This is a genomic window from Cupriavidus alkaliphilus (genome assembly GCF_014191175.1).
Classification (GTDB): Bacteria; Pseudomonadota; Gammaproteobacteria; order Burkholderiales; family Burkholderiaceae; genus Cupriavidus; species Cupriavidus alkaliphilus.
This window is the reverse complement of sequence record NZ_JACHWE010000001.1, coordinates 45,411-60,610: the sequence shown is the minus strand read 5'-3', so window position 1 is coordinate 60,610 and position 15,200 is coordinate 45,411. Positions and strand designations below refer to the sequence as shown.

The 15,200-nt window shown below is 66.5% G+C and carries 15 protein-coding genes and 1 tRNA gene; 8 read left to right on the top strand and 8 right to left on the bottom strand.

Annotation, left to right across the window (positions count from 1 at the left end):
- Positions 1-36: 36 nt before the first annotated feature.
- From obgE to rplU, 3 genes are all read right to left on the bottom strand, one after another.
- Positions 37-1,134, bottom strand: a complete 1,098-nt coding sequence (gene obgE / locus FHX60_RS00270) for a GTPase ObgE (protein WP_092306248.1) — start codon at positions 1,132-1,134, stop codon at positions 37-39.
- A gap of 161 nt (positions 1,135-1,295) precedes the next feature.
- Entirely contained in the window at positions 1,296-1,556 is a 261-nt protein-coding gene (gene rpmA / locus FHX60_RS00265) for a 50S ribosomal protein L27 (RefSeq protein ID WP_012353931.1), read from the bottom strand.
- A 39-nt stretch (positions 1,557-1,595) separates the two neighbouring features.
- Positions 1,596-1,907: a 50S ribosomal protein L21 gene (gene rplU, locus FHX60_RS00260; RefSeq protein WP_006576525.1), complete on the bottom strand. Its 312-nt coding sequence runs from the start codon at positions 1,905-1,907 to the stop codon at positions 1,596-1,598.
- Positions 1,908-2,395: 488 nt separating this feature from the next.
- On the opposite strand from rplU, the gene ispB reads away from it, so the two are divergent.
- Positions 2,396-3,325 carry an octaprenyl diphosphate synthase gene (ispB, locus tag FHX60_RS00255; protein ID WP_092306243.1) on the top strand — a complete coding sequence of 310 codons (930 nt, stop codon included), beginning with the start codon at positions 2,396-2,398 and terminating at the stop codon, positions 3,323-3,325.
- 130 nt (positions 3,326-3,455) lie between these two features.
- Positions 3,456-3,532: transfer RNA gene (locus FHX60_RS00250), tRNA-Pro, on the top strand.
- Between the two features lie 59 nt (positions 3,533-3,591).
- Here the strand turns inward: FHX60_RS00250 and FHX60_RS00245 are convergent.
- Positions 3,592-3,903: a helix-turn-helix domain-containing protein gene (locus FHX60_RS00245; RefSeq protein WP_260163219.1), complete on the bottom strand. Its 312-nt coding sequence runs from the start codon at positions 3,901-3,903 to the stop codon at positions 3,592-3,594.
- A 493-nt stretch (positions 3,904-4,396) separates the two neighbouring features.
- Here FHX60_RS00245 and pilB point away from each other — a divergent pair, with 493 nt between their 5' ends.
- The 6 genes from pilB (at position 4,397) to FHX60_RS00215 (ending at position 10,262) form a co-directional block, all read left to right on the top strand.
- Positions 4,397-6,121 carry a type IV-A pilus assembly ATPase PilB gene (gene pilB, locus FHX60_RS00240; RefSeq protein ID WP_092306237.1) on the top strand — a complete coding sequence of 575 codons (1,725 nt, stop codon included), beginning with the start codon at positions 4,397-4,399 and terminating at the stop codon, positions 6,119-6,121.
- Between the two features lie 65 nt (positions 6,122-6,186).
- Positions 6,187-7,458 (top strand): type II secretion system F family protein, encoded by a 1,272-nt coding sequence (locus FHX60_RS00235; protein ID WP_092306235.1) that lies wholly within the window; start codon positions 6,187-6,189, stop codon positions 7,456-7,458.
- 3 nt (positions 7,459-7,461) lie between these two features.
- Positions 7,462-8,361: a prepilin peptidase gene (locus FHX60_RS00230; protein ID WP_092306233.1), complete on the top strand. Its 900-nt coding sequence runs from the start codon at positions 7,462-7,464 to the stop codon at positions 8,359-8,361.
- A gap of 101 nt (positions 8,362-8,462) precedes the next feature.
- On the top strand, positions 8,463-9,089 hold the full coding sequence (gene coaE, locus FHX60_RS00225) for a dephospho-CoA kinase (RefSeq protein ID WP_183282230.1): 627 nt from the start codon (positions 8,463-8,465) through the stop codon (positions 9,087-9,089).
- 208 nt (positions 9,090-9,297) lie between these two features.
- Positions 9,298-10,056, top strand: a complete 759-nt coding sequence (gene zapD, locus FHX60_RS00220; RefSeq protein ID WP_012353939.1) for a cell division protein ZapD — start codon at positions 9,298-9,300, stop codon at positions 10,054-10,056.
- A gap of 17 nt (positions 10,057-10,073) precedes the next feature.
- On the top strand, positions 10,074-10,262 hold the full coding sequence (locus FHX60_RS00215; RefSeq protein WP_018006248.1) for a DNA gyrase inhibitor YacG: 189 nt from the start codon (positions 10,074-10,076) through the stop codon (positions 10,260-10,262).
- 22 nt (positions 10,263-10,284) lie between these two features.
- Here the strand turns inward: FHX60_RS00215 and FHX60_RS00210 are convergent, their stop codons facing one another.
- From FHX60_RS00210 to argJ, 4 genes are all read right to left on the bottom strand, one after another.
- Complete coding sequence (locus FHX60_RS00210) at positions 10,285-12,324, bottom strand: OPT family oligopeptide transporter (RefSeq protein WP_112776879.1); 2,040 nt, start codon at positions 12,322-12,324, stop codon at positions 10,285-10,287.
- A 90-nt stretch (positions 12,325-12,414) separates the two neighbouring features.
- Positions 12,415-12,861: an NUDIX domain-containing protein gene (locus tag FHX60_RS00205; protein ID WP_092306226.1), complete on the bottom strand. Its 447-nt coding sequence runs from the start codon at positions 12,859-12,861 to the stop codon at positions 12,415-12,417.
- Complete coding sequence (locus FHX60_RS00200) at positions 12,858-13,763, bottom strand: ATP-binding protein (protein ID WP_092306224.1); 906 nt, start codon at positions 13,761-13,763, stop codon at positions 12,858-12,860. Before FHX60_RS00200 ends, FHX60_RS00205 begins: the two co-directional genes overlap by 4 nt.
- Positions 13,764-13,831: 68 nt before the next feature.
- Positions 13,832-15,070, bottom strand: coding sequence for a bifunctional glutamate N-acetyltransferase/amino-acid acetyltransferase ArgJ (gene argJ, locus FHX60_RS00195; protein ID WP_112776880.1), 1,239 nt, complete (start codon positions 15,068-15,070; stop codon positions 13,832-13,834).
- Between the last annotated feature and the right edge of the window lie 130 nt (positions 15,071-15,200).

Genomic DNA, 15,200 nt, shown 5'->3' with positions numbered 1-15,200 from the left:
TGTCTCCGGAGATCGTTCGGAACCGCTGATTCTTGTTTATGCCTCGCGCTGGTCCTGGTCGACGTTATGCAGGCGGTCGTCCAGGCGGATGTCCGGCTCTGCCAGCGCCGCGGCCTCTTCGGCCTTGATCGCCTGCAGGTGGTCCTTGATCGCGTAGATCAGCTCGCGGCAGCCTTCGCCGGTCAGCGCCGAGATCTGGAACACCGGGCCCTTCCACTTGTAGCGCTTGAGGAAGTCCTTCACGCGCGCGGCGCGCTCGTCCTCGGGCACCATGTCGAGCTTGTTCAGCACCAGCCAGCGCGGCTTTTCATACAGGGTCTCATCGTACTTCTTCAGCTCGTTGACGATGGCCTTGGCCTCGGCGACCGGGTCGACCGCCTCGTCGAACGGTGCCAGGTCGACGATATGCAGCAGCAGCCCGGTGCGCTGCAGGTGGCGCAGGAACTGGTGGCCCAGGCCCGCGCCTTCGGCCGCGCCTTCGATCAGGCCGGGAATGTCGGCGACCACGAACGATTGCTCATGGTCCACGCGCACCACGCCCAGGTTGGGATGCAGCGTGGTGAACGGATAGTCCGCCACCTTGGGGCGCGCGTTGGAGATATGCGAGATAAAGGTCGACTTGCCGGCGTTGGGCATGCCCAGCAGGCCGACGTCGGCCAGCACCTTCAGCTCGAGCTTGAGCATGCGGCGCTCGCCCGGCTTGCCGTCGACCTGCTGGCGCGGCGCGCGGTTGGTACTGGACTTGAAGTGCAGGTTGCCCCAGCCGCCCATGCCGCCTTCGGCCAGGCACACGCGCTGGCCGTGCTCGGTCAGGTCGGCGATCACTTCGCCGGTGTCCATGTCGGTGATCAGCGTGCCCACCGGCATGCGCAGCGTGATGTCTTCACCGGCGGCGCCATAGCAATCGGAGCCGCGGCCGTTCTCGCCGTTCTTCGCCACATGCTTCTTGGCGTAGCGGAAATCGATCAGCGTATTGATATTGCGGTCCGCCACGGCGAACACGCTGCCGCCCCGGCCGCCGTCGCCACCATCCGGGCCGCCGAAGGGCACAAACTTCTCGCGCCGGAACGAGGCGCTGCCATTGCCGCCGTTGCCGGCGATGGCTTCGATTCGGGCTTCGTCGATGAACTTCATGATGGGTTTTCCGTGATGGATTGGCGGGTCCGCGGGACCGGCGGGCTCGGTGCGAACGTGCGGCAATACGCCGCATCATCCGGACTGGCCATTGTTATTGTCGCCAGAAAAGAAAAAGCCCCGCAAGCGTTGCGGGGCCTTTCATCCTGCAAAGGCTGTTATCAGGCCGCCGGGACGACGCTGACTTGCTGCTTCTTGGCAGGGCCCTTGACGGCGAACTGCACGTGGCCGTCGATCAGGGCGAACAGCGTGTGGTCCTTGCCCACGCCGACGTTGTCGCCGGCATGCACGCGGGTACCGCGCTGGCGCACGATGATGCCGCCGGCGTTGATGGCCTGGCCACCAAACACCTTCACGCCCAGACGCTTCGATTCGGAATCACGGCCGTTCCGCGTGGAACCGCCGCCTTTTTTCTGTGCCATGTCTTACTCCTGTCGCTTTACCGGATTACGCTCGATCGATCAGGCAACGATCGCTTCGATGCGCAGTTCGGTGTAATTCTGACGATGGCCCTGACGCTTCTGGTAGTGCTTGCGACGGCGCATCTTGAAGATCTTCACCTTGTCGTGACGACCCTGGGAGATAACGGTAGCCTTGACGGAAGCCCCGCTCACCAGCGGCGTACCAAACTTGATTTGGTCGCCGGCGCCCACTGCGAGCACCTGGTCGAGCGTGATTTCTGCGCCAATGTCTGCCGGTATCTGTTCTACTTTCAGTTTTTCGCCAGCAGCAACCTTGTATTGCTTGCCGCCGGTTTTTACGACCGCGTACATTGTCGAACCTCTCGGATGTGAATAAAACGCCGAAACCGCGCGATGCGGCCCGGTTATCTCCCGCCGGCAAGGACCCGCAAGGCGAGCGACTACCGGAGGAAACCGGGAATTGTAAACGAGATCGTGGAAAACCGCAAAGAAAACAGGCACATAGCCTGTGAGCGGCGCGCCCGGCACAATCGCAGCGGCTGGGCTCAGGTCAGATCGGCGAGAAGAAACCCCGCCAGTGCGGCAAACGCCACCCACCAGGCGGTGCGGCGCAGTTGGCGGCGAGGTAGGGGCTTGTCCATGGCCGCAATTATAGTGGCGCCCGCCACCGGCACCGCTGCGCGCATACCCTGACATCGCCCGGCCCAGCAGCCCGCCAAACAATGCGGGGCATGCGTAGAACGGCGCCTGCATCGCATATAATCGACCGGTTTTGCGTAACGGTGATCATCTTGCCCCAGCCTTCCGCCACTGCCTTGCTTGCCCCGGTCGCTGCAGACATGCGCGCGGTCGATGCTGTTATCCGCCAGCGGCTGTCCTCCGAAGTCCCGCTGATCGAACAGATCGGCGAATACATCATCGGTGCCGGCGGCAAGCGCCTGCGCCCGGTGATCCTGCTGCTGACGGCGCGCGCGCTGGGTTATGACGGCAACCGCCACCATGAGCTGGCCGCCGTCGTGGAATTCATCCACACCGCCACCCTGCTGCACGACGATGTCGTCGACGAGTCAGAGCTGCGCCGCGGGCGCGACACCGCCAACGCCGTCTTCGGCAACGCGGCCAGCGTGCTGGTGGGCGACTTCCTCTATTCGCGCGCGTTCCAGATGATGGTCGATGCCGGCAGCATGCGCATCATGGAGATCCTGTCGAACGCGACCAACGTGATCGCCGAGGGCGAGGTGCTGCAGCTGCTGAACATGCACGACCCCGACGTCACCGTCGAGCGTTACCTGCAGGTGATCCGCTACAAGACCGCCAAGCTGTTCGAGGCCGCCGCGCAACTGGGCGCGGTGCTGTCCGGCGCCGACGCGCAGATGGAAGAAGCCGCCGCCGAATACGGCCGCCGCATCGGCACCGCGTTCCAGCTGATCGACGACATGCTGGACTACACCGCCAGCGCCGAGCAGATGGGCAAGAACGCCGGCGACGACCTGCGCGAAGGCAAACCCACCCTGCCGCTGCTGCACCTGCTGGAACACGGCACCGCGGAGCAGCGCCAGCTGGCCCGCGACGCGATCGTGCAGGGCGGCACCGAGCATTTCGACGCGGTCTTTGCCGCGATCCACGCCAGCGGCGCGCTCGAGGTCACCTTCGAGGCCGCACGGCGCGAGGCCGAAGCCGCCGAGCAGGCGGCCCGGCAGTTCCCGCCGTCCGAGCTGAAGGAAACGCTGATCCAGCTCTGCGCGTTCTCGCTGCAGCGGCAGTCCTGAGCCGGGACAAGCGCTGGGACAGGCGGCGGGCTGCGTGGCGTTTTCCTCCGCCCTCTTCCATTCCCAAAAAAACGCTGCTAAACTTACGTTCTTTGCTGCTGACGCTAAAGCGTCTGCCAGCAAACCAAATCGGGGTGTAGCTTAGCCTGGTAGAGCGCTACGTTCGGGACGTAGAGGCCGGAGGTTCGAATCCTCTCACCCCGACCAGATTTAAAAAGCCGAATCAACGAAAGTTGGTTCGGCTTTTTGTCTTTCTACACTTCTCCTCAGCCCTTGATGGCTTTGCGCTGTCGCTTGAATGCTTTCAGCTCCGCTACGGAGAAAAGCTGGCTGCGCCCGACTTCCGCACGCGGAGCCACCTTGCCATCGCGCACCAGCCGGCGGAAGGTAGCAATCGAGATTTCGAGGTATTGGGCAGCCTCTGCCGCAGTGAAATCCTCCTCCGCCAGGTGGCCGAAGACTTCCTCGTGCGAGAAATTCTCATCACCAAAGGCCTGCCGCCCGATCAGTGTGAAGAACCTGACGCGCTCCCGCGGGGGCAGCTCGCCGAGGGCATGCAGCAGATCTTCAGCGGTCATCGTGTCCATTCCTTTCAGCCCCCAGGTATTTCTTGAGCTCGTCATAGAAGTTCTCATGCGAGCCGACCTTATAGAAATCGATCCATAGCACCTCAAGTGCCACGCCTTGCACGTTGAACGCCTGCGGCAGCGGCCGGTAGGCGAGCGAAAGGCTTCTTGAAGTTTCGCCTCATGCGATGTTATACACTCATTTTTGATTCTATAACAGATCAGACCACGCCGGACGCCGGCGAGCCACCACGTCGCGAAGCATGGCTGGCCAGCGACCAATGAGGATTGAGGCAGTTCTCAAATTGCCGTCTGCTGTGTTCGCGTCCCCGTGGGACTGGGCCCCGCGCAAGTAGGGTTGCGCCGGTGTCGCGCAAACGCCAATACGTCCCGTCGTCGCCTTTACAAAAAGTGACCCCATCGGCAAACTGCCCCGATCCCAAGAAGCGGGCTCGTCTCGTCCTGCCCTGTCCGCGGACACTGCTCCAACCACTGCGCACCTGCCATGACACTCGGACTTGCCCTGGCCCAGAGCCGGCGTATCGCGCCCGCCCTGCTTGCTCAGCTGGAGCAGGCCGCGCGTGAAAAGCAATCGCAGCTGATCGACGAGATCGTCGGCAGCGGCACCATGAGCGCGCACGACCTGGCGCTGTTCGCCGCTGACAAGTACCAGTTGCCGCTGCTGGATCTGGCCCAGTACAACCTTTCCAAGGTGCCGCCGGCGCTGGCCGGCAACCGTGAATTCCATGCCCACCGGCTGCTGCCGCTGGGCCGGCGCGAGAACCGCCTGGTGCTGGCGCTGTCAGATCCGTCCAACCAGGCCGGCCTGGACGCGATCCGCGACAAGTACAAGCTGCCGGTCGAAGCGGTGGTGGTCGAGCACGACAAGCTGATGAAGCATGTGCGCGCCGCCGGCGAGGCGCTGGGGACGCTGAAGAACATCTCGCCGGTGCAGGCCGAGCGCAAGCTGATCGAATACGACCCGGTCGCCGCCGCCGCCAACCCGCGCAACCGCACCACGGCCGACAACATCGACGACGCCCCGGTGGTGCGCTTCCTGCAGAAGCTGCTGACCGAGGCCTTCCACCGCGGCGCCTCGGACCTGCACTTTGAACCGTTCGAAACCTTCTACCGCATCCGCTTCCGCGTCGATGGCGTGCTGCAGGAGGTCGCGCGCCCGCCGCTGGATATCCGCGACAAGATCGCGACCCGCATCAAGGTGCTGTCGCGGCTGGACATATCTGAAAAGCGCGTGCCGCAGGACGGCCGCATGAAGCTGCTGATCGGGCTGCCCAAGGACAAGGATGCCAAGGAAACCGTCGAGAAGGCGGTGGACTTCCGCGTGTCGACGCTGCCTACGCTGTTCGGCGAGAAGATCGTCATGCGGATCCTGGAATCATCCTCCGACAAGCTCGACATCGACCAGCTCGGCTATGAGCCGGAGCAGAAGGCGCTGCTGCTGGACGTGATCAAGCGCCCCTACGGCATGGTGCTGGTGACCGGCCCGACCGGCAGCGGCAAGACCGTGTCGCTGTACACCTTCCTGAACCTGCTGAACCAGGGCGACATCAATATCTCCACGGCCGAGGACCCGGCCGAAATCCAGCTGCCGGGCATCAACCAGGTCAACGTCAACGACAAGGCCGGGCTGACCTTTGCGACCGCGCTGCGATCGTTCCTGCGCCAGGATCCGGACATCATCATGGTCGGCGAAATCCGCGACCTGGAAACCGCCGACATCTCCATCAAGGCCGCGCAGACCGGCCACCTGGTGTTGTCGACGCTGCACACCAACGACGCGCCGACGACGCTGACACGCCTGATGAACATGGGCGTGGCCGCCTTCAACATTGCGTCGAGCGTGCTGATGATCACCGCGCAGCGGCTGGCGCGGCGGCTGTGCACCTGCAAGCGCGAGGGCGAGATCCCGCGTGAGGCCTTGCTGGAAGCGGGCTTCCGCGAGCAGGACCTGGACGGCAGCTGGCAGCCCTACCATCCGGTCGGCTGCGAGCGCTGCAACGGCAGCGGCTACAAGGGCCGCTGCGGCATCTACCAGGTGATGCCGATCACCGAGGCCATGCAGGAGATCATCCTGGCGCACGGCACCGCGCTGCAGATTGCCGAGCAGGCGCGCAAGGACGGCGTGCTATCGTTGCGCGAAGCGGGGCTGCTGAAGGTCAGGCAGGGCGTCACGTCACTCGAAGAAGTGCTGGCGACCACGAATACGTAGGGAAGCACGACATAACGTAAAGACAAGACGCAGAACAAGCGTCATTTACATCGGGGGTCGATAACATGGCGACGCGCGCACCAGCAGCGGGCGCCCGGGCGGGGGCACCGTCACGGGCCAAATCGGGGAAGGGACGCAAGGCCCCCACCCAGTACATCTTCGAGTGGGAAGGCAAGGACCGCAAGGGCAAGTCCTTCACCGGCGAGCTGCGCGCCGAAAACCAGGCCGAGGTCACCGCCACGCTGCGCAAGCAGGGCCTGACCATCGTCAAGCTGAAGAAGCGCAAGGCCGCGCGCGGGCGCAAGATCACCGAGAAGGACATCGCCTACTTCACCCGGCAACTGTCGACCATGCTCAAGGCCGGCATCCCGCTGCTGCAGTCGATCGACATCATCGCGCGCGGGCACGTCAACCCCAACTTCACCCAGCTGCTGTCCGACATCCGCTTCGACATCGAGGCGGGCAGCAGCATGGCCGCGGCGTTCCGCCGCCATCCCAGATACTTCGACACGCTGTACTGCAACCTGATCGATGCCGGCGAACAGGGCGGCATCCTGGATTCGCTGCTGGAGCGCCTGTCGCTCTACATGGAGAAGACCATCGCGCTGAAGGGACAGATCAAGTCCGCGATGATCTACCCGATCGCGGTGCTGACCGTCGCCTTTGCCGTCACGGTGATCCTGATGCTGTTCGTGATCCCGGCGTTCAAGGGGGTGTTCTCCAGCTTCGGCGCCAACCTGCCCGCGCCGACGCTGCTGGTGATCGCGATCTCGGACTTCTTTGTGCAGTACTGGTACCTGGTGATCGGCGCGCCGGTGGCCGGCATCAGCTTCTATCTGCGCGCGCTGAAGAAGTCCGAGAAGGTGCAGCGCGCCACCGACCGCACGCTGCTGAAGCTGCCGATCTTCGGCAGCCTGTTCCGCAAGGCCGTGATCGCGCGCTGGACCCGCACCCTGGCGACGATGTTCGCGGCCGGCACGCCGCTGGTGGAGTCGATGGAGTCCGTGGCCGGCGCCGCCGGCAACTGGGTCTACTACGACGCCACCCGCGAGATCGAGCAATCGGTGCGCATCGGCACCAGCCTGACCAACGCGATGCAGGCGACCCATGTGTTCGACAACATGGTGCTGCAGATGACGCAGATCGGCGAGGAGTCCGGCGCGCTGGACAACATGCTGCTGAAGGTGGCGGAGTTCTACGAGCGCGAGGTCGACGATGCGGTCGCGGCCATCTCCAGCCTGATCGAGCCACTGATCATCGTGGTGCTGGGCGTGCTGATCGGCGGCATGGTGGTGGCGATGTACCTGCCGATCTTCAAGCTGGGACAGGTGGTGTAAGCGATGCAGTTTGTGTGGTCCGCTTCCCCTTATCCGACCGGCACCGCCCCGCTGCTGCACGCGCTGGCGGCGCTGCCGCCAGTCTTCCTGGTGGCGGCAGCGGCGCTGCTGGGGCTGGTGGTCGGCAGCTTCCTCAATGTGGTGATCCACCGCGTACCGCGCATGATGGAGCGCGAAGAGGCCAACTATATCGCCGAGCTGCGCGGCGACCCGCTGCCCTACCCCGGGCGCTACAACCTGATGGTGCCGCGCTCGGCGTGCCCGCATTGCGGCCACGCCATCGCCCCGTGGGAAAACGTGCCGGTGCTGAGCTACCTGTTCCTGCGCGGCCGCTGCTCGGCGTGCAAGGCGCCGATCAGTGCGCGCTATCCGCTGGTGGAGTTGGCCTGCGGCGTGCTGAGCGCGCTGGTGGCATGGCGCTTCGGCCCGGGCGCGCAGGCGCTGGCCGCGCTGGTGCTGGTGTGGGGGCTGCTGGCGCTGACCATGATCGACGCCGATACGCAATTGCTGCCGGACCAGATCACGCTGCCGCTGCTGTGGATGGGCCTGCTGCTGAACCTGGCCGGCCTGTTCGTGGCGCTGCCCGACGCGGTGATCGGCGCAGCCGCCGGCTACCTGGTGCTGTGGCTCGCCTACTGGCTGTTCCGGCTGCTGCGCGGCAAGGAAGGCATGGGCTTCGGCGACTTCAAGCTGATGGCGGCGCTCGGTGCGTGGTTCGGCTGGCAGGCGTTGCCGGCGCTGGTGCTGCTGTCGTCGGTGGCCGGCGTGCTGTTCGGGCTGGCCAATATCGCGCTGCGCCGCCAGGAGCGCGACACGCCGTTCCCGTTCGGGCCGTTCATCGCGCTGGCGGGGGTGGTGGTGCTGCTGTGCGGCCCCGGGGTGCTGCCGCTGTTTGCATGGTGATGGCCGCGCGGGCGTGACCGGGACACGGACGAGGCGGCCAAACCGGCCGAACCGGCCGAAGCTGGTATCGTTGCGGCAACGACGTCTGACACAAACCTCACATGCTGGAAATCGGACTGACCGGCGGCATCGGCAGCGGCAAGACCCGCGTGGCCGACATGTTCGCCGCGCGCGGCGCCGCGATCATCGATACCGACCTGCTTGCGCACGAGATCACCGCCCCGGGCGGGCGCGCCATCCCGGCGCTGGTCGAAGCCTTCGGCCCCGCCTGCCTGCGCCCCGACGGCGCCATGGACCGCGATGCGATGCGTGCGCTGGTGTTTGCCGACCCCGCCGCCAAGGCGCGGCTCGAAGCCATCACGCACCCGCTGATCCGCACGCTGACCAACGAACGCGCGCAGTCGATCCGCGATGCCGGCGCGCATCCCTACCTGATTTACGTGGTGCCGCTGCTGGTGGAGTCGGGCTCATGGCGCGAACGCGTGGGACGCGTGCTGGTGGTCGACTGCACCGAAGCCACGCAGGTGGCCCGCGTGATGTCGCGCAACGGCTTCAGCCGCGAACAGGTGCTGGCGATCATGGCCAAGCAGGCGACTCGCGGCGCTCGCCTGGCATGTGCCGACGACGTCATCGACAACGATGGACCGGTCGAGGCGCTGGTGGCGCAGGTCGACCGGCTCGACCGCTACTACCGTGAACTGTCGGCGGCGGGCACGGTCCATCCATAACGCGCGGAACCGGCGCTGTGGCGCATTGCATCATGCGTGCGACATTGTCCTCGGACCCTGTCTCGCATAGAATGCGCTGGAACATGCCGGGAAATCGCCGCATAGTGCCGGTATCCCACCGCATAGATCACCCTTTCCGGTATTTCCCGGGCCTCATTCTGCACCGGGCCGCCCCTGAAGCGCCCGACGCCCTGCACGGACACAGCACTTGATTCTGTACGAATACCCTTTCAACGAACGCATCAGGACGCTCCTGCGGCTGGAGGACCTGTTCGATCGGCTGGAATACTTCCTCGGCCAGGATCATGCCCAGCAGCACCATGTCGCGCTGACCACGCTGTTCGAGATCATCGACGTTGCCGGCCGCGCCGACCTCAAGACCGACCTGATCAAGGAACTGGAACGCCAGCGCCAGGCGCTGGCGCCGCTGCGCGCCAATCCGCAGATCGACCAGGACGCGCTCGACTCGGTCATCGGCGAGATCGAGCAGGGCATCGCCATGCTCAACCAGACCGTGGGCAAGGCCGGCCAGCTGCTGACTGACAACGAGTGGCTGACCAGCATCCGCAGCCGCGCCATCATCCCCGGCGGCACCTGCGAGTTCGACCTGCCCGCGTACTATGCATGGCAGCATCGTCCCGCCGAAGACCGCCGCGCCGACATCCTGAAATGGGCGCGCCCGCTGGTGTCGCTGCGCATGGGCACCACCATCGTGCTGCGGCTATTGCGTGAAGCGGGCCAGAGCGGCAAGGTGATCGCCACCGGCGGCAGCTACCAGCAGATGCTGTCGGGCCGCAGCTACCAGCTGATGCAGGTCTACCTGGACGATTCGCTGCTGGCCTTCATCCCCGAGATGAGCGCCAACAAGTACATGCTGTGGGTGCGCTTCACGCAGCAGGACGGCGACCTGCGCCCGCGCTCGGTCGATGCCGATATTCCGTTCCTGCTGAAACTCTGCAATTTCTGAAGCCTGCGCTGAACGCCATGCCTGCTGTCGTCAAATGCCCCACCTGCGGCACCGAGGTGGCCTGGGTGCCCGACAACAAATTCCGTCCCTTCTGTTCCGAGCGCTGCAAGCAGATCGATCTCGGCGCCTGGGCGTCGGAGAAGTACGTGATCGGCGGCAAGCCGGGCGAGACCTCGCCCGACCGGTCCGAAGACGAGGACGACTGAGGGCGCGACGCCAGCGCCCCCCTCAGTGCGCCGCCGCCAGCACGCGGCGGTAGAAGCCCACGCACACCAGCACGAACACCGCCAGGCCCAGCCACTGCGCGGTCGCTTCAAACCCGCCCCCGACCACGGCCAGCGGCGCATCGCTGCCTGACAGGCCGATCACCGCGGCCAGCATCACGCCGACCAGGCTTTCGCCGACGATCAGGCCGGACGCCAGCAGCGTGCCGCGCCGCTCGGCGTGCTCCAGTGCCAGTTGCACGTCATCCCCGCGCGCGGTGGCGCGGCGGCGCTCGGCGCGCAGCAACAGCCACGACAGCACCGCACCCACCACCAGCGCCGAACTGATCGTCGGCGGCAGGTAGATGCCGATGCCGACAGCCAGTACCGGCAGGCGCGCCGCGCCGCCGCGGCGGCGCAGGATTTCGTCGATGGCGATCAGCACCACGCCCAGCCCGATGCCGATCAGGATCATGTTCCAGTTGAGCTGGTGGGTGAAGATGCCGGTGGCGATCGCGGTCATCAGCGTCGCCTGCGGCGCGGCCAGCGCCTGGTTCGGGTCCATGCCCGCACGCGGCAGCGCGCCGGCGAAGCCATAGGCGCTGTAGAGCAGTTCCAGCACGGGCGGGATCACCGCGGCGCCGACCACGCAGCCGATCAGCAGCGCCACCTGCTGGCGCCACGGCGTCGCGCCGACCAGCCAGCCGGTCTTCAGGTCCTGCAGGTTGTCGTTGGCAATGGAGGCCACCGCCACCACCGCGGAGGTGGTGAAGATCGCCAGCGCGATCGCGAACTTGCCGCCCTCTGGCGTGGCCAGCAAGCCATCGGCCTGGCCCGCCAGCAGGATCAGCAGCGACACCAGGATCACCGCGATGATGCCGATGCCCGAAATCGGGCTGGCTGACGAGCCCACCAGTCCGGCCATATAGCCGCACGCCGCCGCCACCAGGAAGCCGAAAATGAACGCGAACACCACCGCATAGACCACCAGGCGCCAGCGCGCCCCGCCATCCAGCGGCGCAGGCGCAAGGAACCACGCGAACACCGTCACCAGCACCGCCAGCAGCGCCAGCATCACCAGCCCGATCCACTTCGCGGGCATGTCCTGCTGCGTGCGCGGCACGCTGCCCTGCCCAGCCGGGCCGGCCTGCAGCGCGCCGAACGAGGCGCGAATGCCATAGAGCATCGGCCTGGCCAATGACAGCAGCGTCCAGATCGCGGCGATGCCGATGGTGCCGGCGCCGATAAAGCGTGCGTGCTGGCTCCATACCATGGTGCCGAAGGCCGACAGCGTGGCGCCGTCCGGGCGCGGCGTGACCGCGGTCAGCCACGGCACCGCGACGCCCCAGGTCAGCACCAGCCCGAGCAGCATGGCCAGCCCGCCGACGATGCCGACCAGGTAGCCCGCGCCCACCAGCGCCAGCGAAAAGCCCATCGACAGCCGCACCACCGAGGCGCCCGCCGACAGCCAGAAATTGGCGCCCTCGGCCAGCACGCGCAGCCCGCCGGCGGCGAAGCTGAACAACCCCGCGACCAGGCCCCCGGCCATCAGGTCGGCGAGTCCGGTCGCCTGCGGCTTCCGGCCCGGCGTGGCTTCGGCCGGCGCGGCGCTGCCCACGCGCAGGATTTCCGCCGCGGCCACGCCCTCGGGATAAGGCAGCTCGCTCTGCACCACCATGGCATGGCGCAGCGGGATGCTGAACACCACGCCCAGCATGCCGCCGGCCGCGCAGATCGCCAGCGTCTGCCAGAACGGGAAGCCCTGCCAGTGGCCCAGCATTACCAGGCCGGGCAGGATAAAGATGATCGACGACAGGGTGCCCGCGGCCGAGGCCTGCGTCTGCACCATGTTGTTTTCCAGGATGTTGGCGCCGGGGAAGAGCCGCAGCACGGCCATCGAGATCACGGCCGCGGGGATCGCCGACGAGAAGGTCAGGCCGACCTTCAGGCCCAGGTAGATATTGGAGGCGGTGAACACGACCGTGATCAGCGCACCGAGGATGATGCCGCGCAGGGTCAGTTCAGGCAGGGAAACGTCGTCGGCGATACGATCGACACGTAGCATGCAGGTTCCTTTCCTGTGGACCGGGCCGACCAGCCCGGGCGGCGCACAAGCGGGCGCCGCGGCCGCTTGTCAGCGACGCGGACGGCAGGATCAGCCGTTGCGCGATTCCTCGTCCAGCCACGCCACCACGGGAATGGTGGCCGGCAGCAGCGGCCCCACCGTCACCGGCGTGCCCTGCCACGAGAACGCCTGGCCTTCGCGGCCGACGGGTTCGCCCTGCCAGGCCGTGACCTTGCAGAAATGCAGCCGCACATAGGCGTGCGGGTAGTCATGTTCCAGGATGTGCCAGCGCTCGCATTGCGTGACATCAAGCCCAAGTTCTTCGTGCAGCTCGCGCGCCAGCGCCGCCTCTACGGATTCGCCCGGCTCCAGCTTGCCGCCGGGGAATTCCCAGTAGCCCTCGTAGGGCTTGCCGGCCGGGCGCTGCGCCAGCAGGAAGCGGCCGTCGGGCTGCACCAGCACGCCGACCGCCACCTCGGTCACCTTGCGCGGCGGGTTGCCGCCCGTGGCTGCGGGGTTCTGCGTCGCCGCGCTCATGCCTTGGCGTCCCCGGCAACATCGGCGATGTACGGCTTGCCGTGCTTGCCGCCCCAGTCGCGCGCGAACTGCCAGGCCACGCGGCCCGAACGCGAGCCGCGCTCCAGCGCCCACACCAGCGCGTCGCCGCGCGCGGCGGCGATGTCCTCGTCGGTGCAGCCGAAGTGCCGCAGCCAGTGGCCGACGATAGCCAGGTACTCGTCCTGCTTGGGCGGGTAGAACGACAGCCACAGGCCGAAGCGCTCGGACAGCGAGATCTTCTCTTCCACCACTTCGCCGGGGTGGATCTCGCCGTCGTCGGTGTGGCGGTAGCTCTCGTTGTCCTTCATGTACTCCGGCAGCAGGTGCCGGCGGTTGGACGTGGCGTAGATCAGCACGTTGTCCGACTGCGCCGCGACCGAACCATCCAGCGCCGACTTCAGCGACTTGTAGCCCGACTCGCCTTCCTCGAACGACAGGTCGTCGCAGAAGATCACGAAGCGCTCGGGCCGCTGCGAGACCAGCTCGACGATATCGCCCAGGTCGCCCAGGTCATCCTTGTCAACCTCGACCAGCCGCAGCCCGTCCTTGACGAAGGCATTGAGGCAGGCCTTGATCAGCGACGACTTGCCGGTGCCGCGCGCGCCGGTCAGCAGCACGTTGTTGGCGGGCAGGCGCTGCACGAACTGGCGCGTATTGCCGACGATGGCGTCCTTCTGGCGCTCGATGTTCTTCAGGTCGTCCAGGTGGATCGGCGGCAGCTGGCGCACCGGCTGCAGGTAGCCGATATTGCCGAACAGGCTCTGGCGCTTGCGCCAGCGGAACGCGACCGCCTCCTGCCAGTCCGCATCGCTCAGTTGCGGCGGCAGCCATTGTTCGAGTCGGGCGAGAAAGTTGTCGAGGCGGGCGGCGAGGTCGGACATGGCGGCGGGGCGGTGACAGGCAGCGAAAATCGAGGCCCTTCCCGCGTGCGCGGGAAGGACGGACAGGCTCAGGAACGGTAGTCGGCGTTGATCGAGACGTAGTCGTGCGACAGGTCGCAGGTCCACACGGTGGCTTCGGCGCTGCCGCGGCCGAGCGCGATGCGCACGGTGATCTCGGCCTGCTTCATCACGCGCTGGCCGTCTTCCTCGCGGTAGTCGGGATTGCGGCCGCCGTCACGCGCGACCCAGACATCGTCCAGCCACAGGTTGACGCGGCCGACGTCGAGATCGTTGACGCCGGCATAGCCGACCGCGGCCAGGATGCGGCCCAGGTTGGGGTCCGAGGCATAGAACGCGGTCTTGACCAGCGGCGAATGCGCCACCGCGTAGGCGATCTGGCGGCATTCCGCCACGTCCTTGCCGCCTTCGACGCGGATGGTCATCAGCTTGGTCGCGCCTTCGCCGTCGCGCACGATCATCTGCGCCAGCTCCTGCGCCAGGCTGGTCACCGCCTCGCGCAGCGCTTCGAAGGCCGGGCCTTCGGCGCGGTCGACCACGGCGCCGGACTTGCCCGAGGCGATCAGCACGAAGGAGTCGTTGGTCGAGGTATCGCCGTCGATGGTGATGCTGTTGAACGAGTGGTCGGCGGCGTGCGTCACCAGGCCCTGCAGCACCGGCTGCGCCACCGCGGCATCCATGGCGATGAAGCCCAGCATGGTCGCCATGTTGGGGCGGATCATGCCGGCGCCCTTGCTGATGCCCGACATCGTCACGGTCTTGCCGTCGATCTGCACCGTGCGCGACGCGACCTTGGGCTGGGTGTCGGTGGTCATGATCGCTTCCGCCGCGGCCAGCCAGTTGTCGGCGCCGGCGTTGGCGATGGCGGCGGGCAGGCCGGCCAGCAGGCGGTCCATCGGCAACTGCTCGAGGATCACGCCGGTCGAGAACGGCAGCACCTGCGCGGCATCGATGCCCAGCTGCGCGGCCAGCGCGTCGCAGGTGGCGCGGGCGTTGGCCAGGCCCTGCTCGCCGGTGCCGGCGTTGGCGTTGCCGGTGTTGACCACCAGCGCGCGAATGCCCTTGCCCGGCTTGTCCGCAACCGCGAGGTGCTCGCGGCAGACCTGTACCGGCGCGGCGCAGAAGCGGTTGCTGGTGAAGACGCCGGCCACGGTGCTGCCTTCGGCCACGCGCACTACCAGCACGTCCTTGCGGTTGGCCTTGCGGATGCCCGCCTCGGCCCAGCCGAGCTCCACGCCGGCGACGGATTTCAGGTTCTCTGCCTGGGGCAGCGGAAGATTGACGGGCATGCAGGACTCCTCGATGTTGCTGCTAGCGACTTGCTTGTCTCAGACGAACATGCCCGCGATGGGCGGGCATGTTCGATTCCTCTTGCGCCACTCCCGTGCTGCGGGAAGCGGCGTCATACCGGATGCCCGG